Source organism: Apilactobacillus nanyangensis (assembly GCF_016861915.1).
In the GTDB taxonomy this organism is placed as follows: Bacteria; Bacillota; Bacilli; order Lactobacillales; family Lactobacillaceae; genus Apilactobacillus; species Apilactobacillus nanyangensis.
This window is the reverse complement of the sequence record NZ_BOLX01000002.1, coordinates 30,874-52,949: the sequence shown is the minus strand read 5'-3', so window position 1 is coordinate 52,949 and position 22,076 is coordinate 30,874. Positions and strand designations below refer to the sequence as shown.

Below are 22,076 nucleotides of genomic sequence, written 5' to 3'. Positions count from 1 at the left end.
AGAACCCTCCTTAGTTGTTTTGCTTCATTTTTTTAGCATTTTCAACTACGTCTTCAATAGGTCCACAGTTTCTAAATGCGTCTTCAGGAAGATCATCATATTTACCATCTAGGATAGCTTTGAAACTTTCAACAGTCTTGGCAACTGGAACATATCTACCTGGTAAACCAGTAAATGTTTCAGCAACACTAAAGCTTTGTGATAGGAAGAATTGAATACGACGTGCACGACCAACAATAGTCTTTTCTTCGTCAGATAATTCATCCATACCTAAGATAGAAATGATATCTTGAAGTTCATGGTATCTTTGCAATACTTGTTGCACTTCAGTTGCAACCTTGTAGTGTTCTTCACCAACAATTGATGGATCTAGTGCAGCTGATGTTGATGCCAATGGATCAACGGCTGGATAGATACCTTGTTGAGTTAATGAACGTTCCAAGTTAGTTGTTGCATCCAAGTGAGCGAAAGTAGTTGCAGGAGCAGGGTCGGTGTAATCATCGGCAGGAACGTAAACGGCTTGAATTGAAGTAATCGCACCATTCTTAGTTGAAGTGATACGTTCTTGCAATTGACCCATTTCAGTAGCCAATGTAGGTTGGTAACCTACGGCTGATGGGATACGACCTAATAATGCGGAAACTTCAGTACCAGCTTGAGTAAATCTAAAGATGTTATCGATGAATAATAGAACATCAGTACCAACTTCATCACGGAAGTATTCCGCAATAGTCAAACCAGTTAAAGCAACACGCATACGTGCTCCAGGTGGCTCGTTCATTTGACCATATACCATGGCTGTCTTGTCCAAGACACCTGAACCTTTCATTTCAAAGTACATATCGTTACCTTCACGAGTACGTTCACCAACACCGGTGAATACTGAAATACCGTTATGTCCTTGAGCAATATTATGAATTAATTCTTGAATTAAAACAGTTTTACCAACTCCGGCACCACCGAACAATCCAACCTTACCACCACGAATGTATGGTGCTAGTAAATCGATAACTTTAATACCGGTTTCTAGAATTTCTGCAGATGGATTTAATTGATCGTAACTTGGAGCTTGTCTGTGAATTGGCCAACGTTCTGTATCGTCGCCAAATTCAGGACCACCATCAATTGGTTCACCAAGAACGTTGAATACACGACCTAGAGTGTTTTCACCAACAGGAACTGAAATAGGAGCTTTAGTATTTTCAACTTCCATTCCACGGCGTAAACCGTCAGTTCCGTCCATGGCGATAGTTCTAACAACACCGTCACCTAATTCAAGAGTAACTTCTGTAACTAAAGTTTCATTATCATCTTTGTGTACACGAAGAGCGGTGTTGATGTCAGGTAATTCAACGTCCGTTGGGAATTCAACGTCAACGACTGGTCCAATAACTTGAATAATCTTACCAGTACTCATTTTCGTTAATTCCTCCCGTCATATTAGTGCTTCAAAGCTTCTTGACCACCAACAATTTCAGTAATTTCGGTAGTAATAGCAGCTTGTCTTGCACGATTATATTGTAGTTCTAATCTAGAAATAAGATCTGATGCATTGTCTGAAGCAGATTGCATAGCAGTTGAACTTGATGAATGTTCTGAAGTCTTAGCATCAAGGATTGCTCCAAATACTAAACTTTGTGCGTATTGGGGTAATACAACCTTCAACACAGCTGATTCATCTGGTTCAATTTCGTATTCAGCACTAAAATCATGTGCCTTAATATCTTTGCTTGATTCTTCTTCAAATGCTTCGCTATCCATTGGTAGCATTTTTTCGGCTCTAAAAGTTGAAGAAATACGGTTAACAAAGTGTGTGTAACAAACGTATAACTTGTCAAACACCCCATCTTCAAACATTGAGTTTGCAGTTTTAACGATTTCTCTAACTTCAGCGAAAGTAGGAATATCAGAAACGCCACGATATTCATAAGCCACGTTTACATTACGGTTCTTATAAAAGTCAGCACCATTTCCACCTACAGCTAAAATCATGTAATCATCAGGATTTGGAGTGTGTTCTTCAATAAAGTTATTAGTTTCTCTAATCACATTACTGTTGTAACTTCCTACCATTCCACGATCAGATGTAATAACTAGGTATGCTGTCTTACCAGACTTGTGGTCAGAAGCATCACTTGAGGAATTAATTTTGTCTAACAAATGAGACTGAGCTAAATGCATTACAACAGCCTTAACACGAGAAACATATTCCTCATAATTACTGGTATGCTTTTGAATACGATTTAACTTTGCAGTTGAAACCATTTGCATAGCAGTAGTAATTTGACGTGTATTTCTGGTTGATGCAATACGATGTTTAACATCATTAATAGATTCAGCCATTAGTTCTCACCATCCTTCAAGCTAGTTATTTTGTGTTTCTTCTTGCTTACTTGGTGTGAATGATTTAGTAAATTCATCAACTGCATTTGCTAAAGCATCACCTTCTGGTAACTTACCAGTGTTTACAATTGTATCTAATAAGTCACGGTGTGAAGCGTCGAAGAAGTTGAATAATTCAGTTTGGTAACGATGGATATCGTCCACAGCAATGCTGTCTAAGTAACCATGTGTCAAACTAAATAGAATAAGTACTTGTTTTTCGACAGGTAGTGGAGCGTGAAGAGGTTGTTTTAGAACTTCTTCTGTACGAGCACCACGGTTCAACTTAGCTTGAGTTGCATCATCCAAGTCTGAACCGAATTGAGCAAAGGCTTGTAGTTCATGATATGAAGCTAGGTCAAGTCTCAAAGTACCTGCTACTTGTTTCATTGCTTTAATTTGAGCGTCCCCACCAACACGAGAAACTGAAGTACCAGCATCAATGGCTGGACGAGTTCCTGAATAGAACATATCTGAATTCAAGAAGATTTGACCATCAGTAATTGAAATAACGTTGGTTGGAATGTAAGCTGAAACGTCCCCTGCTTGTGTTTCAACAATTGGTAAAGCAGTCATTGAACCGCCACCTAATTTGTCTGATAACTTAGCAGCACGTTCTAGTAAACGTGAGTGGGTATAGAAGATATCACCAGGATATGCTTCACGACCAGGAGGTCTACGAAGAATAAGTGATAGTTCACGGTAAGCGTTAGCTTGCTTTGTTAAATCATCATATACGATTAAAACGTGCTTACCTTGGTTCATAAAGTATTCACCAATAGCTGCACCAGCATATGGAGCAATGTATAGTAATGGAGCTGGTTCAGAAGGACCGGCTGACAATACAATTGTGTAATCCATTGCGCCAAACTTTTCTAGAGTAGCAACTTGTGAACGGACAGTCGAGTCCTTTTGTCCAATCGCAACGTAGATACAAATCATGTCTTGATCCTTTTGGTTCAAGATTGTATCAACAGCGATTGAAGTTTTACCTGTTTTTCTATCACCGATGATTAATTCACGTTGACCACGGCCAATTGGAACTAACGCATCGATTGACTTAATACCAGTTTGTAATGGTTCAGAAACACTTTGTCTGTCCATGATACCTGGAGCTTTCTTTTCAATAGGACGAGATGATTCAGTCTTGATATCACCCTTACCATCAATTGGTTGACCTAATGAGTTGATGGTTCTACCCACCATTTCTTCTCCAACAGGAACTTCCATGATTTTACCGGTACGTTTAATAGTTGCACCTTCACGAATATGTGTACAGTCACCTAAAACAACAATACCTACATCGTTACTTTCAAGGTTTTGAGCCATACCATAGATTCCGTTTTCGAATTCAAGTAACTCACCAGACAACGCATTATCTAAACCATGAGCACGAGCAACACCGTCACCAACATAGGTAACAACCCCTGTTTCTTCAACAGCTAGGTCATCCTTGTAACCGGATAATTGTTGCTTGATTAGAGCACTGATTTCTTCAGCATTAATGCTCATAAAAGTTTCACCTCTTTGATAGATATTGTTATTAACTCAATAGAAGTTTTTTAACGTTGTTAATTTTTGTCTTAACACTTCCATCAAAAATAACGTTCGATGATTTTAGAATTACACCACCGATTAGACTTTGATCAACTTTGTTATCTAGGATAACTTCGTTGGCACCTACACGCGCCTTAAAGACGTCTGCAAGTTTTTGCTTTTGTTCGTCGGATAGAGGAACTACAGATAGTGCATCAGCATGAACAATCTTATTCTTTTCATTGTAAGAACGTTCAAATTCTTCCACAATCAAAGTAAATTCATCCATTTTGTTAGCACCTAATAAAACTTTTAAAAGGTTCTTAACAAATTCGACGTCAGAATTGTCAATCAAAGGTTTGATTAAACTTTCTTTTTTGTCTTCTGGAAAGCTTACATCAGTTAAAACTCGACTTAGTGATGAATTATCATCAAAAACTTGTTTGATAGATAATAATTCACTCAAACCGGCTTCAACTTGATTTTGGTCTTCAAGCACTTCATAAAGTGCTTTTGAATAGCGTTTTGCGAATGTGATTTTATCTAGCATCTTGCTTCCCCAACCCTTCAATATAAGAATCAATCAATGCCTTTTGATCGTCAGCTTTTAATTCTTTTTGAATGATCTTAGAAGCAATTTCAATAGATAAATTGGCCACATCATTTTTGGTGTTTGCTAAAGCATCTTTACGTTCTTGTTCAATATCTTTTTGAGCAGAAGTCTTGATACTTTGAGCATCGTTTCTAGCAGTTGTGATAATTTGGTCACTTTGTACTTGAGCAGATTGCTTGGCGTTATTAATAATGCCAGTTGCATCTTCTCTAGATTTTGCCAAGGCGTCTTCACGTTGCTTTGCTAAATCTTCAGCGTCCTTACGTGACTTTTCTGCAGAATTGATGTCATCGGCAATCTTGTTAGCACGCTTTTCCATCATTTCTGATAATGGCTTCCATGCAAACTTCATGATAAGCAACATTAAAACGATGAATACAAACGCAGTAAAAATCATATTACCGTAGTACAATCCACCACCATCGGTCACAGCGACAGTTGGCAATAATGAATGTGAAAGCATCTATTGACACCTCCTTAATTGAGAATAGAAGAATTATTTTTCTTATTACTTGTTCATGTAAACTAATGAAAGAACAAGTGAAATAATTGGCATAGCTTCGACCAAACCAACACCAATAAACATGTTAGTTCTTAATTGACCTGTCATTTCTGGTTGTCTAGCCATTCCTTCTAGAAATTTTGAAACAACGATACCGTTACCGATACCAGCACCGATAGCGGAACCACACATAGCGATACCTGCAGCGATTACACCCATGGTAAATCCTCCTTAAAATAAATAAATAAAATTATTCCTCAGGTTGAAGCTTTTGAGAAATGTATACAAAAGTAAGTGTTACGAAAACAAATGCTTGAACACTCCCAATAAAGATTGAGAATGCATCCCAAATCATCGCAATGAAGATACTTGGGATAAAGCTTAGTGCTCCCATTGAAAAAGCTAATTTTGTAACCATTCCTAGAAGCAATTCACCTGCGAAAATATTACCGTATAAACGTAAACCTAAGGTTAGGAAGTTAGCTAACTCTTCGAAAACGTTTAAAGGAAACAATAACTTAAAAGGCTTGAAATAACTTCCAACGAAGTAGCCTTTAAATCCTAGTTTTGAGACCCCTAAGAAGTGAGCTAATGATAATGACAATGCTGCCAATGTCAAAGCTACAATAGGATCAGCGGTTGGACTTTTAACATATGTAACACCGTTATAATCAATTTGGAATAATAATCCCATTTGATTGGAAATAAAGATGAATAAGAATAATACAAATGCATAAAGTCCAAAAGAGCTGGCCTCAGATCCTGAAATCGATCCTTTAACTATTCCGTTGGTAAAATCTACAATCATTTCTAGGAAATTTTGCTTTCCTGAAGGAATCACTTGTAGTTTTCTTGAACAGATAAAAACTAATAAAAATGTAAATACAGCAGCTACTGTAACAGCAACCATATTTCCAATGTTAAAAGTTAGTCCAAATAGTTTAAAAGTGGATATTGGATCATTCACAGATTATCACCCCTTTTCGCAACCTAAGCATACTAAACATTAATGTTACATTAATTCACATTAACGATAGTTTTAACTCTTAAGATGATGTATTTCTCTTTCAAAATACAATAAGATAGTACCACCATTCAGGCTTCATTTCAAAATAAAATAATTATTTAACAGTTTTTTTACAAAAATTACAATTTGTGCTTTACAAATTGTAAAAAATGTATCTTAGACTTTTAGTATAAAGTTATACATAAATAAAAAATCCATCACAAAAAATGATGGATTTTTTATTTTATTTAGTTCCGAATAGACGATCTCCGGCATCACCTAGTCCGGGTACAATGTAACCGTTTTCTAGATGATCATCTAACGCAGCAGTATAAATATCTACGTCAACATGGGCTTTTTGAAGCGCTTCCACACCTTCGGGAGCAGCTACCAAGCACACAAATTTAATATTACTTTCGTCGACACCACGCTTAATTAAAGCGTCGATTGCCATGATGGCAGAACCACCGGTAGCAAGCATTGGATCAACAACAAAAATTTGACGTTTGTCAATATCACTTGGCAATTTCACAAAGTATTCGTGTGGTTCTAAGGTCTCTTCATCACGATACATACCAATATGACCTACCTTAGCGGCTGGGATTAGATCCAAGATACCGTCTACCATCCCGATACCGGCACGAAGAATTGGCACAACAGCCACCTTCTTACCTGATAGTTGCTTTGCATGTGCAATACCTTGTGGAGTTTTTACATCAACGTCTTCTAGTGGCATATCTCTAGAAACTTCGAAAGCTAACAATGAAGCAATTTCATTTACAACTTCACGAAATTCTCTAGTTCCACAATTTTCGTTTCTAATAATAGTTAACTTGTGTTGAATCAATGGATGATTCATTACTTGAAATTTTCCCATGATTAATCTCCTTTAATCAAAAATTGGATGTGATTGGGTTAATTGGGATACTTCTTCTTTTACTTCGTTTAGGACATTTTCATCGTCATGATTTTCAATTGCACGTGTTATCATCTTTGCAACTTTACGTGAATCTTTTTCATCGAACCCTCTAGAAGTAATCGCAGGAGTTCCTAATCTTAATCCACTTGTAACAAATGGACTTAGTTTCTCATCAGGAATTGCTTCCTTATTAGTTGTAATCTTAAGTGAATCTAATAGGATTTGAGCTTCTTTCCCATTTAATTCAGTGTTGGTTAAGTCTAAGACCATCAAATGGTTATCGGTACCACCAGATACCACCTTGATAGTATCACTGTTGTTAAATTCGTCAGCCATAGCAGCTGCATTTTTAATAACTTGTTTTGAGTATTCTGTAAATGCTGGTTGCAAGTCTTCAAAGAAACAAGCAGCCTTACCAGCAATCACGTGTTCCAATGGTCCACCTTGTGATCCTGGGAACATTGCAGAATTAATCTTCTTAGCATATTTTTCGTTAGACAAAATCATTCCACCACGAGGTCCTCTTAGAGTCTTGTGAGTGGTTGTAGTTACGACATCGGCAATTCCGATGGGACTTGGATGTAATCCGGTAGCAACTAGTCCAGCAATGTGGGCCATATCTACCATTAAATAGGCGCCAACTTTGTCGGTAATTTCTCTGAACTTGTTCCAGTCGATGATACGGCTGTAAGCTGAAGCACCAGCAACAATAATTTGTGGTTGAACTTCCTTAGCAATTGCTAAGATATCATCGTAGTTAAGACGTTCAGTCTTTGGATCTAGGCCGTATGAGAATGATTGGTAAATCTTACCTGAGAAGTTTACCTTAGCACCATGGGTTAAGTGACCCCCAGCGTTTAGGTCCATCCCTAAAATCTTATCTCCAGGCTTCAAAAATGCTGAGTACACAGCTTGGTTAGCTTGTGAACCTGAATGTGGTTGAACATTAACATATTCAGCCCCAAATAACTTCTTTGCACGTTCAATCGCTAATGTTTCTGATTTATCTACAAATTCACAACCACCGTAGTATCTCTTACCAGGATACCCTTCGGCGTATTTGTTAGTTAAAACAGAACCTTGCGCAGCCATTACAGCGTTTGATGCAATGTTTTCTGACGCAATTAGTTCAATTGTGTTTTCTTGACGAGTTTGTTCATTCTTAATTACATCCCATAATTCTTTGTCTTCATTTTGGTAATCGTATTTCATGATAGAAGTGCCCCCTCAAAATTTACGTAACTATTTATTAAAATGTTTTTGTCCAGCAGATTTATTCAATCTGTTCATATATGCTTCACCAATTCCTTGATTTGCAAAACCTTGGGTCAAGATTGATTTTACTTCTTCTTCATTATCAAAATGTCTTAGTCCTGCAAATAAAGCATGACTTGCTGATAAGACGGTATCTCCTAATGAAAATGTTTCAACATTATCAGGCCAATTGATATCATTTAAAACAGTATCAATTGCCATGACTCCAACAGTATGATCTTGTTTAGATGCCCATTTAGCAGCTTCTTTGAAGTCGCTAATAGCGTCTACAATATAGACTTGTGCTGATGGTGCGTAATGTTTGTACTTCATTCCCGGTGCCTTTGGAATTTGGCTATCAGATAAATGTACTCGTTCATCAAGCACGGGCTTGTTGATAATTTCTTCGATTTGTTCAGCTGAAATAGCACCTGGTCTTAAAATGGCAGGTTGATCAGTCGACATATCTAAGACAGTGGATTCAACACCATATTGGCATTCTCCGTCATCTAAAATCCCTGCAATCTTACCTTTTAAATCATGATAAACATGCTTGGCCAAGGTAGGACTGGGTTTCCCAGATGTGTTAGCAGATGGTCCCACAATTGGCACTCCTGCTTCTCTAATCAATGATAGTGTAACCTCATTATTAGGATTTCTAAATGCTGCAGTATCTAATCCACCGGTAACGGTTTTAGATAATACATTGTCTTTCAAATTAAAAATAATAGTTAATGGTCCAGGCCAAAATGTATTAATTAGCTTCTTTGCCTCATCAGACAATGGTTGTGCGTATCTTTCAACCATTTCTGGGCCGTCAACATGGACGATTAAAGGATTATCACTTGGACGTCCTTTAGCCGCGTAAACTTGCTTAACCGCATCTTCATTAGTTGCATCAGCTCCTAAACCATATACCGTTTCAGTTGGAAAAGAAACTAACTTTCCATCCGCGATATCTTTAGCAGCGTCAGATAAATCATCTGCAGTGTATATCTTTGTGTCCATAAATAAATACATCCCCCCTAATAATTAACTCGAATCATTCTCGGATTGCCGAAAAAGTCATCACGATTGGTGACCTCGCATCCTGGAATTGATTCGGTAAAAATCTCGGTTACTGCTTCAGTTTGTTTAAACCCAATTTCAAGATATAAACTACCGTGAACAGTGTCCTTCTTTATTTTAATATAATCTGCGATTTTTTGATACATAAATAAGCCATTATTTTTTGCAAATAATGCTTCTTTTGGTTCGTGTTCTATTACACTTTCGTCCATATACTTGATTTCATCTTCGGAAATATATGGAGGATTACTAATAATTACGTCATAGTCTTCGGTTATTGCGTTAAACAGGTCACTCTCGATGAACCTAACGTTCGTTTTGTTCATTTCATTGTTCAAACCGGCTACCTGTAAGGCTTTTGAGGAGACGTCAGCAGCATCTACCTGCCAGTCTGGATGTTCCTTGCTAATGGAAATGGCAATTGCACCACTTCCCGTTCCCATGTCGAGAACTTTTAGGTATTTTTGATCAGCAAAATCAGTCAATAGCCACTCTACTAATTCCTCTGTTTCGGGGCGTGGAATTAGGACTCTATCATCGACTTTAAAACGATTACCATAAAAATCAGTCTCACCGATGATGTATTGAGCCGGTTGGCCATTTAGATATTGGTCAATCCAATCGAAGTATCTTTTGACGTCTTCTTGTTTCATTTCGTCACGATAATGCAAGAGTAAGTGGGTATTATCGAAGCCAAACATTTCCATTAAGAACAGCTTGGCGGTCTCCTCATCTAAATTTTTTCCGGAGATAAGAAAAGAAGCCCTCTTCTGGGCTTCAAAATAAGTCATATTAGTCATTCTTTAGTTGCTCCAACTTGGCAGTTTGGTCAGATAGAATCAATGCGTCAATGATATCTTCTAAGTCACCATTCATAACCTTATCCAACTTGTTAACTGTCAAACCAATACGGTGATCAGTAACACGGTTTTGAGGATAGTTGTAAGTTCTAATTCTTTCTGAACGATCACCAGTACCCACGGCTGATTTTCTTTCAGCGTCATACTTATCTTCTTCTTGTTGTTGGTAATAATCGTATACACGTGACTTCAACACTTGCATTGCCTTAGCACGGTTTTGTTGTTGTGAACGTTCATCTTGCATAGCAACAACAATCCCTGTTGGCAAGTGGGTCATTCTAACAGCTGATGAAGTTTTGTTAACGTGTTGTCCACCGGCACCAGATGCACGGTAAACATCAGTCTTAATATCTTTTGGATCAATATCTATATCAACATCTTCAGCCTCTGGCATAACACCAACGGTAGCAGTAGAAGTATGAATACGACCAGCTGATTCAGTTGAAGGAACACGTTGCACACGATGAGCACCGTTTTCAAACTTCAATTTAGAATAAACATTTTCACCTTGAATCATGATGGCAATTTCCTTAAAACCACCAACTTCAGTGTCGCTTTCATCAATGATTGATGTCTTCCAGCCTTGGCTTTCTGCATAACGAATGTACATATTGTATAAGTCAGCAGCAAACAAGCTACCTTCATCCCCACCAGCAGCACCATGAATTTCCATGATAATGTTCTTGTCATCATTAGGGTCCTTAGGTAATAGCATAATCTTGATTTGTTCTTCAAGTTCAGCCTTTTGTGGTTCTAATTCACTAATTTCACTCTTAACCATTTCATTCATGTCATCGTCTAGCTTTTCAGCAAGCATGGCCTTGTCATCTTCTAGTTGTGAGACAACGTCCTTGTACTTGTTATAAGCTGCAACAACTTCTCTTAAACTACCTTCTTCTTTAGATAGTTCCATGAAACGTTTTGTATCTGCAATAACTTCTGGGTCACTGATCAATTCGTTTAGTTCATCGTATCGATCAACTACTGATTGCAGCTTTTCAAATATTTCATCCATTAATTATTCCTCACTTTCCCATTTCGTCCAAAGGTGGGTTGAAATAATGCTTACGACATACTGGGTAGTATGATTCGTTCCCACCTACTTGAATTTGTTCACCTTCATATACTGGTTGATTGTCATGGAAACGAAGGTTCATTGTGGCTTTTCTACCACAGAACCAACAAATAGTCTTCATTTCTTCAATCTTGTCAGCATATAACAATAACGCTTCAGACCCTTCGAATAACTTGTTTTGGAAGTCATTCTTTAGACCAAATGCGATTACTGGAATCGATAGTTCATCGACAATTTTAGCTAATTGTAAGACGTGAGCCTTAGTTAAAAATTGGGCTTCGTCAATTAAGATACAACTAGCATCTGGGTCAATTTCTTTGACCATTTCAAAGCAATCAGAATCCGCTTCAATCACATGTGCACTTCTACTTAATCCTACTCGGGAGGCAACAGTACCTCTTTCTTCCCTTGTGTCCAATGCACTTGTCATGATTACGACTGATTTACCTTGTTCTTCATAATTATGAGCAACTTTAATGATTTCAATGGACTTTCCACTGTTCATTGCCCCGTAGCGATAATATAGTTGTGCCATGATTAAACTCGCTTTCTGTATTTTTTCATTTATTATTATAGCTGATTTACGAATTAATTTCGACAGTTCCAAAGAATTTACATCATTTTACTGAAATAATGCAATTATTCGGTCTATAATAGTAAAGTATGATAAAATTTTGTGTATTAATTAATTAAGGAGTACAAGCAATGTCTATAAGAAGCGAATTTGCGACTTTTGCTGGTAAGTCTTCATACTGGTTTTTACATACCTTTATGAACGGGGGAAGTTCACTTCCTGGAAAGATTACCACCGCAATTGATCCAGCGATTTTAAAACATCTAGGTCAAAACTATGACATTATTGTGGTTACTGGTACTAACGGAAAAACCCTAACCACTGCACTTACTGTTCAAGTGCTAAAACAAAAATACCAAAACGTTGTTACTAACCCATCTGGTTCTAACATGGAACAAGGTCTAGTAACTACATTTCTAAAAGCTAAAAATCCTAAGACAAACCGTCCACTTGCTGTCTTGGAAGTCGATGAAGCAAACGTTATTAAACTAACTAAGTACGTTAAACCAATCGCCTTTGTCTTCACTAACATCTTCCGTGATCAAATGGATAGATATGGTGAAATCTACACTACCTACAAGAAGATTATTGATGGTGTCAAACTAGCGCCAGAAGCTACTATCATCGCCAATGGTGATGCACCCATCTTTAACTCCGTTGATTTACCAAATCCAAAGATTTACTACGGATTCAAGAATCATGATGACGAAGATAACTTCAAGGCGGAACCAAATACTGATGGTGTCTTATGTCCAGTATGTCAAAACATCTTGCACTACCACTACATCAGTTACGCCAACTTAGGTAACTATTTCTGTGAACACTGTGGTTTCAAACGCCCAGAACTAACTCATGAATTAACTAAACTAGGTGCATTAACTCCTAACTCATCTGACTTCACTGTCGATGGCCAAGATCTATCAATTGGAATTGGTGGAATATATAACATCTACAATGCCCTAGCTGCTTATTCAGTTGGCCGTTTCCTAGACGTTGATTCAAAGGACATCGCTAACGCATTTACTGCCAACGAACGTGTCTTTGGTCGTCAAGAATTAATCGACATCGATGGTAAAGAAACTACATTAGTATTGGTTAAGAACCCTGTTGGTCTAAACCAAGTTATCGATACCATTTCAAAGGAAAAAGATGACTTCTCACTAATCTGCCTACTAAACGCCAACTACGCTGACGGAATTGACACTAGTTGGATTTGGGACGGTGAATTCGAACGCTTCACCAAGATGCCAATCAAGAAGTTCATCACCGGTGGTGAAAGATACAAGGACATTACCTTTAGATTCAAGGTTGCCGGTGTGGATGAAAACATTCATGAAGTGCAACCTAACCTAGAAAAGGTAGTCGAAGAAATCCCTACTCTACCAACTAAGAAGGTTTACATCCTAGCTACCTACACTGCAATGCTTCAATTAAGAAAAGACTTTGCAGAAAAAGGTTACATTAAGGGAGGTATGGAATAATGACCAAAGAATATACATTACACATTGCCCATCTATACGGTGATTTGATGAATACCTACGGTGATTTAGGAAATATCTTAGTTCTTAAATACTATGGAAAGAAGATGGGCATCAACGTTGAATCACAAGTCGTTAGTTTAGACGAAGACTTCAAATCTGATGACTATGACATCGCCGTATTCGGTGGTGGACAAGATTTTGAACAAAGCATTGTTTCAAAAGACTTTCAAACTAAAAAAGATGAAATCAAAAAGTTCATCGATTCAGATGGTTGCTTGTTAGCTATCTGTGGTGGTTACCAACTTCTAGGTAAGTATTACATCGATGCTGAAGGGAACAAAATTCCCGGTATCGGCGTATTAGACCACTACACTGAACAACAACACGACAACCGTTTCATCGGTGATATCAAGATTAAGAACAAGGAAACCGGTGAAGTTTACCACGGCTTCGAAAACCACCAAGGTGTTACTTACACTGGAAATGGCGAACGTCCATTAGGTGATGTTGAACAAGGTTACGGTAACAACGGTACCGATCAAGCTGAAGGTGCAATCTTCAAAAACGTTTACTGCACATACTTCCACGGTCCTATCCTAGCTAGAAACAACATCATCGCAAAACACATCTTAATCAAAGCATTGAAACGTCGTTACCCTAACGATGACTTCTCTGCTCAAGAAAAGATTGACGTTTCAGAATCATATTAATAAACAAAAAGACGGATACATTAAGTATCCGTCTTTTTTATTTGTTTTCGTTTAAATAGGTTTCAATCAAAGGTTTACGACGTTCAATATAATATTCGTTTGGTGATACCGGGTGAATGCGGTTTGATAGAAATACCATAGCACGTTTCTTTTCAGGAATAATCACGATAAAGGTTCCGGTAAAACCAGATTGCCAGATAAATGGCATCCCCTCGTAATTAATTCTTTCAAAGCCATAGCTTCTTCCTAAGTCATGCTTAGTCTGGTCGGTGTAAAAGCCACGGACTGTGTCAGAACTTAGAACTGGATTGTTGTCTGGATTCAATATAGATTCCACAAACAACAATAAGTCATCCATATTACTGAATAGTCCGGCTGAACCACAGTCTTCACCTAACACCTGTGCCTTTGGATCATGAACATGGCCTTGTAACAACCCGTGTTCCTTATCATATGTGGTTGGCACACACTTGTCGGCATCAGGATGAAATGAACTGTTGACCATGTGCAATGGTTTTAAGACCAATTCCTCAATTAGAGGTTGAATGGCTTTACCAGTCACCTGCTTAGCAATTAATCCTAAGAAGATAAAGTTGACATCAGCATAGTGCATTTCGTGATTTAAACCAGCACCCGCTTTCAATCCCAAGAGTGAATCGATTAGCTCATCATGGTCTAGTTGATCACGATGTGGAATGTAGCCCTCAATTCCTGAAGTGTGGGTAATTAGATTACGCACGGTCACTTCTGGATATTGCCATTCTGGTAAGTAGTCACTAATTGAATCTTCTAGCGATAGCTTATCGTCTTCGACTAGTTTTAAAATCACCATCGTGGTTCCAACAACCTTGGTTAAGGATGCCATGTCATAGATCAAATGACTATCGTCTAAAGGCACCTCTTTAGGCACTAGTTGCTTTTTTCCAATTAGATGACGTTGAGTGCCATCTTCATCGATAAATGCATAGTTAACGCCTGGAACGACTCCATCGTCAACTAACTTTTGAATCGCCAATTCCGTCTTATTATATTTCATCGTCTTCATCACCTAATTATAGATTGTTACCAATAAATTGTGAGTTGTATAAGTCAGCATAGAAACCATTTTGTTCCATTAATGACTTGTGGTTACCAGTTTCTTTAATTTGTCCATGGTTCATCACAATAATCTTTTCTGCGTTTTGCACAGTTGATAATCTATGGGCAACAACGAAACTAGTACGACCTTGGATCAAACGGTCCATTGCGTCTTGGATTAATGATTCAGTTCTAGTATCAACTGAACTAGTTGCTTCATCCAAGATTAAGATTTCTGGGTTAGCAAGGAATGCACGCGCAATTGTGATCAATTGACGTTGACCTTGAGAAACGTTTGATGCTGCTTCGTTTAACACAGTATCGTATCCGTCAGGTAACTTTTCAATGAATTCGTCTGCTTGAGCTTCCTTAGCTGCTTGATATACCTCTTCATCAGTAGCGTTAGCATTACCATACCTGATGTTATCAAAGATGGTACCAGTGAATAACCAGCTATCTTGTAGCACCATTGAGATGTGTGATCTAAGTTCACTACGTGAATATTCACGAGTATCAACACCATCTAACTTGATTGATCCAGAATCGATATCGTAGAAACGTTCTAGCAAGTTAATGATGGTTGTCTTACCAGCACCGGTTGGTCCAACGATGGCGACAGTGGTTCCCTTTGGAACATCTAAGTTAAAGTCCTTAATTAAAGGAGTGTCTTCAACGTATCTGAAGTTAACATCTTCGAACTTAATCTTGTCGTTAGTTTCTTCATGTGCCAACTTCACATCTGAATCAGTCATTTCAGGTTCATCTAAGACCTTAAAGATACGTTCAGCAGATGCAATAGTTGATTGAATAGTATTAGTTAAGTTAGCTAAGTTGGTGATTGGTTGGTTAAACATGTTGACGTATTGTAGGAATGCTTGAACATTACCTAAAGTAACGGCACCTGCGGCAACCTTAATTCCACCAAAGATGGCTACGAAAACGTAGTTTAAGTTCTTCACGAAGTTCATTAGTGGGAACATGAAACTTGATACGAATTGCGCCTTCCATGCGTAGTTGTAGTATTTATCGTTTTGTTCTTCGAATTGCTTGATTGCTTCTTCTTCACGGTTGAAGGTCTTGATGATTGTATGACCAGCGAAGTTTTCTTCAACTTGACCATTAACATCACCTAAGTGACTTTGTTGCTTACTGAAGAAACGTTGTGACTTAGGAGCAACCACCCCAACAATGATTCCGATTAATGGAAGTGTACAGATGGCAACCAATGTTAGTGAAAAACTAATGGTTAACATCATGTATAACACACCAAAGAATAGAAGCACACTGGTGATAAATTGCGTTAAGTTGGTTTGAAGCATTGTAGAAATGTTATCCATATCGTTGATCATTCTAGACATGATATCCCCATTGGAATGAGTGTCATAGTATGAGATTGGTAAACGTTCTAGTTTAGCTTTCAAATCCTTTCTCAATTGGTAAACAACCTTTTGCGAAATGTAAGTCATAATAAATTGTTGACCAACGTTGAATAACGCAGCCAAGATATATAATGAAGCAACTGTAATTAGGATATGTCCAACCGCTGTAAAATCGATTGGAATTGAAGAAACGTATAGACCTTGTTTCTTCATCACAAAGGCCTTCATAACACCCTTGTAAATTTCAGTAGTAGCTTCCCCTAAAATTTTAGGAGTAACAATTTGTAGTACCACGGCAGCGATTGCCATGATTAATGTGAAGATGATTCCCAGCATCCATGGTTTAACATACTTCACTAAGCGCCATGTTGCTGACCAGAAATTTTCTGCTTTTGCGCCTTTTCCTTTTCCATGATTATGCACGGTCGTCATCTCCCTTCTTAATTTGTGAGTCTAAGATAGCACGGTAATATGGGTTATCCTTGGATAGTTCTGCGTGAGTACCTGATCCAACGACCTTACCATTGTTCAATACCAAGATGACATCGGCATCGGCAACGGTTGAGATTCTTTGCGCAACAATTACTGTTACAGCACTTTGAATCTTTTCATCCTTGTTCAATGCTTGTCTTAATTCAGCATCAGTCTTGAAGTCCAATGCTGAGAATGAGTCATCAAATACATAAACGTCAGCATTCTTTAGAATCGTTCTAGCAATTGCCAAACGTTGTTTTTGTCCACCAGAGAAGTTATCACCGTTTTGTTCAACACGGGTGTCTAATCCGCCTTCTTCTTTAACGAAGTCGGCTGCCTTAGCAACTTCTAGTGCATGCCAGATTTCATCATCTGTAGCATCTTCATTACCATACATCATGTTTTCTTTAACAGTACCTGTGAATAGGACTGCCTTTTGTTGAGTAATTGAGATTAACTTGTGAAGTTCTTTTTGTGCCATGTCCTTGATTGGAGTGTCATCAATCTTGATTTCACCACTTGAAACGTCGTACAAACGAGGAATCAAGTTAACCAAACTAGACTTACCAGAACCAGTTTCACCGATAATGGCAACGGTTTGGCCGGCCTTAGCTGAGAAGTTAATGTCTTGAAGTGCTAACTTCTTGCTGTCACCGTATCTGAAGTCAACGTGGTCAAATGAAAGACTAGCTGAATCAGATTTTGGTGCCACAGTTTCGTCAGCGTCGACGATTGAATCGTTAACATCTAATACTTCATTGATACGACTTGCTGATGCTTGGGCTCTAGGAATAAATACGAAAAGCATTGAAAGCATCATGAAACTAATCAAGATTTGAGTAGCATAAGTCATAAATGATACCAAGTTACCAACTGCAAGTGAGTTAGTAGAAATCATCTTGGCACCAAACCATACGATTCCAACGTTAGTTCCACTTAGGATAAGAGTCATAAGTGGGAACATTAATGAAGTAAGCATGAAGACTCTAATTCCTGTCTTAGCGTACTTGTTGTTGTACTTATCAAAACGGTCTTGTTCATATTGATCACGGTTAAATGCACGGATAACACGAACACCGGTTAGCCCTTCTCTAAAGACCAAGTTCAATCTATCAGTTTGACCTTGTAACTTCTTAAATAGAGGTCCGGCAAATGACATGATGATAAATACAGAGACTAATAAGACACCTAATGCACATAGGAAGACAACGGTAAGATGTGGACTCTTAACAAAAGCCAATACCATTGCACCCACTAACATAATTGGTGCCATTACCATCATTCTTAATACTTGAATCATTACGTTTTGGATTTGCACAACATCATTAGTATTTCTAGTAATTAATGATGCATCCCCAAACTTATCCAAGTCTTGGTCAGCTAAATAAATAATCTTACGGTATAAAGCTGATCTAATTTTCTTCCCCATCTTTTGGGATTGGGTGGCAGCAAAGAAGATGTTCCCCCCTGCTGCTAGGACCCCGATAAACGCAACTCCTAACATCTTAAGACCTTGGGTCCAGATATAGTTAATATCATTTTGGGCGACCCCTTTGTCGATTAAGTTAGAAGTAACGGTTGGTAAATACAAATCACATGAGACTTGCACCACCATAAATAGGACAGCTGCAACAACTGCCCACCATACTAAATACTTCTTAGCGAGTTTTATCATATTTACATTCACTCCGAACGATTTTTTTATTGATTACCGTTTTAAAATTCAAAAGCTTATTATATACTCTACTCGTTGATTTTAAAAGGGATTACATTACCCTTTTATTAAATACACACAAAGGAGTAATACTATGGGAAGTAATTCTGATGCATTAAGAAACGTCTTAACGTTTGTTAAAAACAATCCTGACAAGGTCATCATTAATAATAATAAGTACAACAACGCCATCCAAATGCTAATTCAAGATGACGTTGCTGTCGGTAATCCTGACCTCTTTTTCCCTAAAAATCGTATTCGTGCCAATCGCATGAACAGATCATTTTTAGAAGAAAACAGTCACCTCTTGGATTACTTCAGTGAAATGACCGATACAAGTTCAATGGCGTTTCACGACGTCTGGATTTCTACCAGTCATATCTTAGACCTCGGTAAATATTTCCTCGATTTATCTTTTGAATAATTATATTATACTATAATAAAATTTTTATACTATAAAAAGCAACAACTTGACGTATTTTGTTGCAAATAGTATTATTTTATACTGTTAGTTCAAAAAATGGAGTAATGAAATGAACAGTAGGATTGCCGCGATTATCATCTCAATCTGTGAATTCTTCCTGGTGGCACTATATATAGCGACCGGAATGGTATACACATTTTCAGATGGTATCGATATTGAAAATGCCGTTATGATCGGCTTACTATTCTTTGTCCTCGCTCTATGCTACTTAATTCAAATTATCTGCAATTTCTTTTTGAGAAGCATATTAGCAAAGGAAGTCTTCTTAGGAATCCTAGTCCTAGTGCTCTTTTCTGCCTGCATGCTTACTCCCGATATTAATATTGAATTAGTAGCCATGAATTGGATTGTGATTATCGCAAACATTTTAAACGTGATGGATTTAGATTTATTAAAATTTTAAGTAGGACATTTAGTCCTACTTTTTTCTTATGTTTTCGATAAATAAAACTGGTTATTTTTAAATACTCATATATAATAGTAGTAATTCAATTAAGGAGTTATCCATTATGAGTAATGAAGCCCTACTGATTATTGATTACACGAACGATTTCGTTGATGATAAAGGAAAGTTAACCGTTGGAAAACCAGGTCAAGTGCTGGTTGATTACATCGTTGATTTAGCTGAAGAATTTCGTCAAGCTGGCAAGTGGGTCATTCTACCAACCGACTTGCATCAAGAAAATAACCCCTACCATCCAGAAACTAAGTTATTTCCACCACATAACTTAAAGAATACCTGGGGTCGTGAATTCTACGGAAAACTAAACGACTGGTATAACGACCATAAGGATGAAGAAAAAGTCTACATGTTCGACAAGACTAGATACAGTGCCTTTGCCGGAACTGATTTAGATCTTCGTCTACGTGAAAGAAAAGTGGACACATTACACCTTGTAGGAGTCTGCACAGATATTTGTGTATTGCACACCGCTATTTCAGCTTACAACCTAAATTACGACGTGGTTGTGCATGAAAAAGGAGTCGCCGGATTAACCAAAGCTGGTCATGACTTTGCACTAAGTCACTTCAAGGGCAGCCTTGGCGCTACAGTTAAGTAAACAAAAAGAAGCTATCAAAAGATAGCTTCTTTTTTTATAAGAATACAATAAAATATAAATGCCATTTTTAGACACTGTGTATAATTTTCTATCATAATGGTTAAATCTTTCTAAAGGCATCAATCCCCCACCGTAAAGACATTTAACTGTTAAATTGCTGCTGTCACTTTATAAAATTGCCATATACAATGAAAGATTTTTTATTTTCATCTTTCATTCTAAAATCTGACTTTACCTTTCTCTCATATTAAAGTTGTAAAATACGAATATTCCTTTTCAATATAGCTGATAACTACTAAGGGGGAGAAAAATTGAAAAAGAATAACAATATGACTTTCCGATTACTATGTATATTCGCAAATCTATACCTATTAATCTCTAGTCTAGTATTTGGCCTAATCCATTTGGAAACCTCCAACAAGATGGAAATGTGTGGATTTTCACCAATATATAGCTGGTTTTACGTCATTTCCTTAATCACCCTTGTAATTTGCTTAATTGCGCAATTAATCATCATGTTCGTTGAGAATGTGCAGTTAAAAAAGCTAGCCATTTTTGAGATTGCCTTTGTTATTTTCGAAGTCATTCTCTTCACGTTAGACGTAATTGACTGGCCACTGATGATTAAGACGATCTTAACCGCCTTAATTGTGTTGGTTTTACATATACTATAATCTTCTCTAAGAATCCTTATCTGCCATATGATAAGGATTTTTTAGTAAATAAAAAACGCCACTTAATAGTGACGTCTGATTTTAAATGTTATTTGTAATGATTAATGAGATCAATGCCAATGCGGCTGGCAAACCTTGTGTGATGATGATTTTCTTGTTAGCGGTAAAACCACCAAAGACGGCGGCAACAACCACAAATCCTATAAATAGATATAGGTTAAAAGTTGCAATGGATTGTGGTAGAACAAACATCGTCAATAGAATGCCGACACCGATAAAACCATTGTATAGGCCTTGGTTAGCCATGCTAATCTTAGTCTCAGGTGTAAATAGATATTCCATCGATAGATCAAATGCCTTTTGAGCCATCTTAGTACGACTAAAGAACATTTCTAGAATCATGATGAACAATGCTTCAACCGCGACAATTAACGCTAATACATCACTGATAATTTGCAAACTAATCACCCCTTACCCTTCGTTTATCTTGATTCTAACATACTAGAAGCACATGGTTGTGAATTGGGGGGAATTGTTTATAAAACTTTAATCTCCTTGTATGTACTTACTAAAGTGGTAGTATAGAATTGAATTACATATTTATTGGAGGGTGTTTATGTTAGTTATTATTTTTATTGTTTTAATTATTGCTATTTGCATTTGGGTACATGTTCATAATAAAAAGAAATTCTTGGATGCAGATAATGGCGAAAGTATTTTATTTACTAAAGTAAGTATTTTAGATAAACGAACAAATGAGTTAATTGGTGCAGATAATAAAGATCACATCGTTCATTACATGGGATTAAATAAAGACAAGCAAGTTTATTTTCCAACTTCATCTAAACCTAACGCACGTTATTACATTTTAAATGTTAGTTTTCAGCCTAATGTAAGCCAAACAATCAGTACTAAAGGTCGTAGAGGTTCAGCCTTAGTTGGTGGTGCTCTGTTCGGCGGAGTGGGTGCTGTTATTGGTGCCTCTCGTGGACGTAAATCAACAGTTACTAACACTGAACACACCTCAGATTGCTATATTCAAGTCGTTGATAAAGATATGCAAGATTCACACACTTGGGTTATAAGAGCAAAATCAGAGCTAGCAAACGAGCTTGCTGGTAGATATATGCTTAATGATCAGGATTTAAATAAACTTGCAGCTAAGGCTGAAAAATTAGTTGATGATAAAAAAGAATAATAAAAAGCACCATCACTTAACAGTGACGGTGCTTT

At 37.4% G+C, this 22,076-nt stretch carries 24 protein-coding genes; 7 read left to right on the top strand and 17 right to left on the bottom strand.

Annotated elements, in window-relative coordinates; all coding sequences use genetic code 11:
* Window positions 1–10 precede the first annotated feature (10 nt).
* From atpD to JUD45_RS00520, 13 genes are all read right to left on the bottom strand, one after another.
* The gene (gene atpD, locus JUD45_RS00580) at window positions 11–1,417 is read right to left on the bottom strand and encodes a F0F1 ATP synthase subunit beta (protein WP_034532076.1); all 1,407 of its coding nucleotides are present in this window, start codon (window positions 1,415–1,417) and stop codon (window positions 11–13) included.
* Window positions 1,418–1,440: 23 nt separating this feature from the next.
* Window positions 1,441–2,343 (bottom strand): F0F1 ATP synthase subunit gamma, encoded by a 903-nt coding sequence (locus tag JUD45_RS00575; RefSeq protein ID WP_053795283.1) that lies wholly within the window; start codon window positions 2,341–2,343, stop codon window positions 1,441–1,443.
* 21 nt (window positions 2,344–2,364) lie between these two features.
* Window positions 2,365–3,894, bottom strand: a complete 1,530-nt coding sequence (atpA, locus tag JUD45_RS00570; RefSeq protein ID WP_034532072.1) for a F0F1 ATP synthase subunit alpha — start codon at window positions 3,892–3,894, stop codon at window positions 2,365–2,367.
* 31 nt (window positions 3,895–3,925) lie between these two features.
* Window positions 3,926–4,468 (bottom strand): ATP synthase F1 subunit delta, encoded by a 543-nt coding sequence (gene atpH, locus JUD45_RS00565; RefSeq protein WP_034534731.1) that lies wholly within the window; start codon window positions 4,466–4,468, stop codon window positions 3,926–3,928.
* Entirely contained in the window at window positions 4,458–4,994 is a 537-nt protein-coding gene (gene atpF, locus JUD45_RS00560) for a F0F1 ATP synthase subunit B (RefSeq protein ID WP_034532069.1), read from the bottom strand. The genes atpH and atpF overlap by 11 nt, the downstream gene beginning before the upstream one ends.
* Window positions 4,995–5,039: 45 nt before the next feature.
* Entirely contained in the window at window positions 5,040–5,252 is a 213-nt protein-coding gene (gene atpE / locus JUD45_RS00555) for a F0F1 ATP synthase subunit C (RefSeq protein WP_034532067.1), read from the bottom strand.
* A gap of 31 nt (window positions 5,253–5,283) precedes the next feature.
* Window positions 5,284–6,000: a F0F1 ATP synthase subunit A gene (atpB, locus tag JUD45_RS00550; RefSeq protein WP_034534732.1), complete on the bottom strand. Its 717-nt coding sequence runs from the start codon at window positions 5,998–6,000 to the stop codon at window positions 5,284–5,286.
* Window positions 6,001–6,283: 283 nt separating this feature from the next.
* A complete protein-coding gene (gene upp / locus JUD45_RS00545; RefSeq protein ID WP_203619452.1) occupies window positions 6,284–6,916 on the bottom strand; it encodes a uracil phosphoribosyltransferase in 633 nt (210 codons plus the stop codon).
* A 12-nt stretch (window positions 6,917–6,928) separates the two neighbouring features.
* A complete protein-coding gene (gene glyA / locus JUD45_RS00540) occupies window positions 6,929–8,170 on the bottom strand; it encodes a serine hydroxymethyltransferase (protein ID WP_203619451.1) in 1,242 nt (413 codons plus the stop codon).
* Window positions 8,171–8,200: 30 nt separating this feature from the next.
* Window positions 8,201–9,220, bottom strand: a complete 1,020-nt coding sequence (locus tag JUD45_RS00535; protein WP_053795279.1) for an L-threonylcarbamoyladenylate synthase — start codon at window positions 9,218–9,220, stop codon at window positions 8,201–8,203.
* Window positions 9,221–9,237: 17 nt separating this feature from the next.
* Entirely contained in the window at window positions 9,238–10,071 is an 834-nt protein-coding gene (gene prmC / locus JUD45_RS00530; protein WP_225424891.1) for a peptide chain release factor N(5)-glutamine methyltransferase, read from the bottom strand.
* Between the two features lies 1 nt (window position 10,072).
* Window positions 10,073–11,155, bottom strand: coding sequence for a peptide chain release factor 1 (prfA, locus tag JUD45_RS00525; protein ID WP_053795277.1), 1,083 nt, complete (start codon window positions 11,153–11,155; stop codon window positions 10,073–10,075).
* 10 nt (window positions 11,156–11,165) lie between these two features.
* Entirely contained in the window at window positions 11,166–11,750 is a 585-nt protein-coding gene (locus JUD45_RS00520) for a thymidine kinase (RefSeq protein WP_081034487.1), read from the bottom strand.
* Between the two features lie 170 nt (window positions 11,751–11,920).
* On the opposite strand from JUD45_RS00520, the gene JUD45_RS00515 reads away from it, so the two are divergent.
* Window positions 11,921–13,270, top strand: a complete 1,350-nt coding sequence (locus JUD45_RS00515) for a Mur ligase family protein (protein WP_203619450.1) — start codon at window positions 11,921–11,923, stop codon at window positions 13,268–13,270.
* Entirely contained in the window at window positions 13,270–13,980 is a 711-nt protein-coding gene (locus tag JUD45_RS00510) for a type 1 glutamine amidotransferase (RefSeq protein WP_034532051.1), read from the top strand. Before JUD45_RS00515 ends, JUD45_RS00510 begins: the two co-directional genes overlap by 1 nt.
* 37 nt (window positions 13,981–14,017) lie before the next feature.
* Here JUD45_RS00510 and JUD45_RS00505 read toward each other — a convergent pair whose 3' ends face one another.
* Genes JUD45_RS00505 through JUD45_RS00495 form a run of 3 tightly spaced genes read right to left on the bottom strand, consistent with a single transcriptional unit; the run spans window position 14,018 to window position 18,585 of the window.
* Window positions 14,018–15,016, bottom strand: coding sequence for a serine hydrolase domain-containing protein (locus JUD45_RS00505; RefSeq protein WP_203619449.1), 999 nt, complete (start codon window positions 15,014–15,016; stop codon window positions 14,018–14,020).
* 16 nt (window positions 15,017–15,032) lie between these two features.
* The gene (locus JUD45_RS00500; protein ID WP_203619448.1) at window positions 15,033–16,868 is read right to left on the bottom strand and encodes an ABC transporter ATP-binding protein; all 1,836 of its coding nucleotides are present in this window, start codon (window positions 16,866–16,868) and stop codon (window positions 15,033–15,035) included.
* Entirely contained in the window at window positions 16,852–18,585 is a 1,734-nt protein-coding gene (locus JUD45_RS00495) for an ABC transporter ATP-binding protein (RefSeq protein WP_203619447.1), read from the bottom strand. The genes JUD45_RS00500 and JUD45_RS00495 overlap by 17 nt, the downstream gene beginning before the upstream one ends.
* A gap of 133 nt (window positions 18,586–18,718) precedes the next feature.
* On the opposite strand from JUD45_RS00495, the gene JUD45_RS00490 reads away from it, so the two are divergent.
* The 4 genes from JUD45_RS00490 to JUD45_RS00475 all read left to right on the top strand — a co-directional run bounded on the left by JUD45_RS00490 (window position 18,719) and on the right by JUD45_RS00475 (window position 20,843).
* Window positions 18,719–19,048 carry a hypothetical protein gene (locus JUD45_RS00490; RefSeq protein WP_053792564.1) on the top strand — a complete coding sequence of 110 codons (330 nt, stop codon included), beginning with the start codon at window positions 18,719–18,721 and terminating at the stop codon, window positions 19,046–19,048.
* 109 nt (window positions 19,049–19,157) lie between these two features.
* The gene (locus JUD45_RS00485) at window positions 19,158–19,511 is read left to right on the top strand and encodes a hypothetical protein (protein WP_203619446.1); all 354 of its coding nucleotides are present in this window, start codon (window positions 19,158–19,160) and stop codon (window positions 19,509–19,511) included.
* Between the two features lie 103 nt (window positions 19,512–19,614).
* Window positions 19,615–20,169, top strand: coding sequence for a cysteine hydrolase family protein (locus JUD45_RS00480; protein WP_203619471.1), 555 nt, complete (start codon window positions 19,615–19,617; stop codon window positions 20,167–20,169).
* A 311-nt stretch (window positions 20,170–20,480) separates the two neighbouring features.
* Window positions 20,481–20,843, top strand: a complete 363-nt coding sequence (locus tag JUD45_RS00475; RefSeq protein ID WP_203619445.1) for a hypothetical protein — start codon at window positions 20,481–20,483, stop codon at window positions 20,841–20,843.
* Window positions 20,844–20,924: 81 nt separating this feature from the next.
* Here the strand turns inward: JUD45_RS00475 and JUD45_RS00470 are convergent, their stop codons facing one another.
* The gene (locus tag JUD45_RS00470; protein ID WP_138726579.1) at window positions 20,925–21,302 is read right to left on the bottom strand and encodes a DUF1304 domain-containing protein; all 378 of its coding nucleotides are present in this window, start codon (window positions 21,300–21,302) and stop codon (window positions 20,925–20,927) included.
* 157 nt (window positions 21,303–21,459) lie between these two features.
* Here JUD45_RS00470 and JUD45_RS00465 point away from each other — a divergent pair, with 157 nt between their 5' ends.
* On the top strand, window positions 21,460–22,041 hold the full coding sequence (locus JUD45_RS00465) for a hypothetical protein (protein WP_203619444.1): 582 nt from the start codon (window positions 21,460–21,462) through the stop codon (window positions 22,039–22,041).
* Window positions 22,042–22,076: the final 35 nt, after the last annotated feature.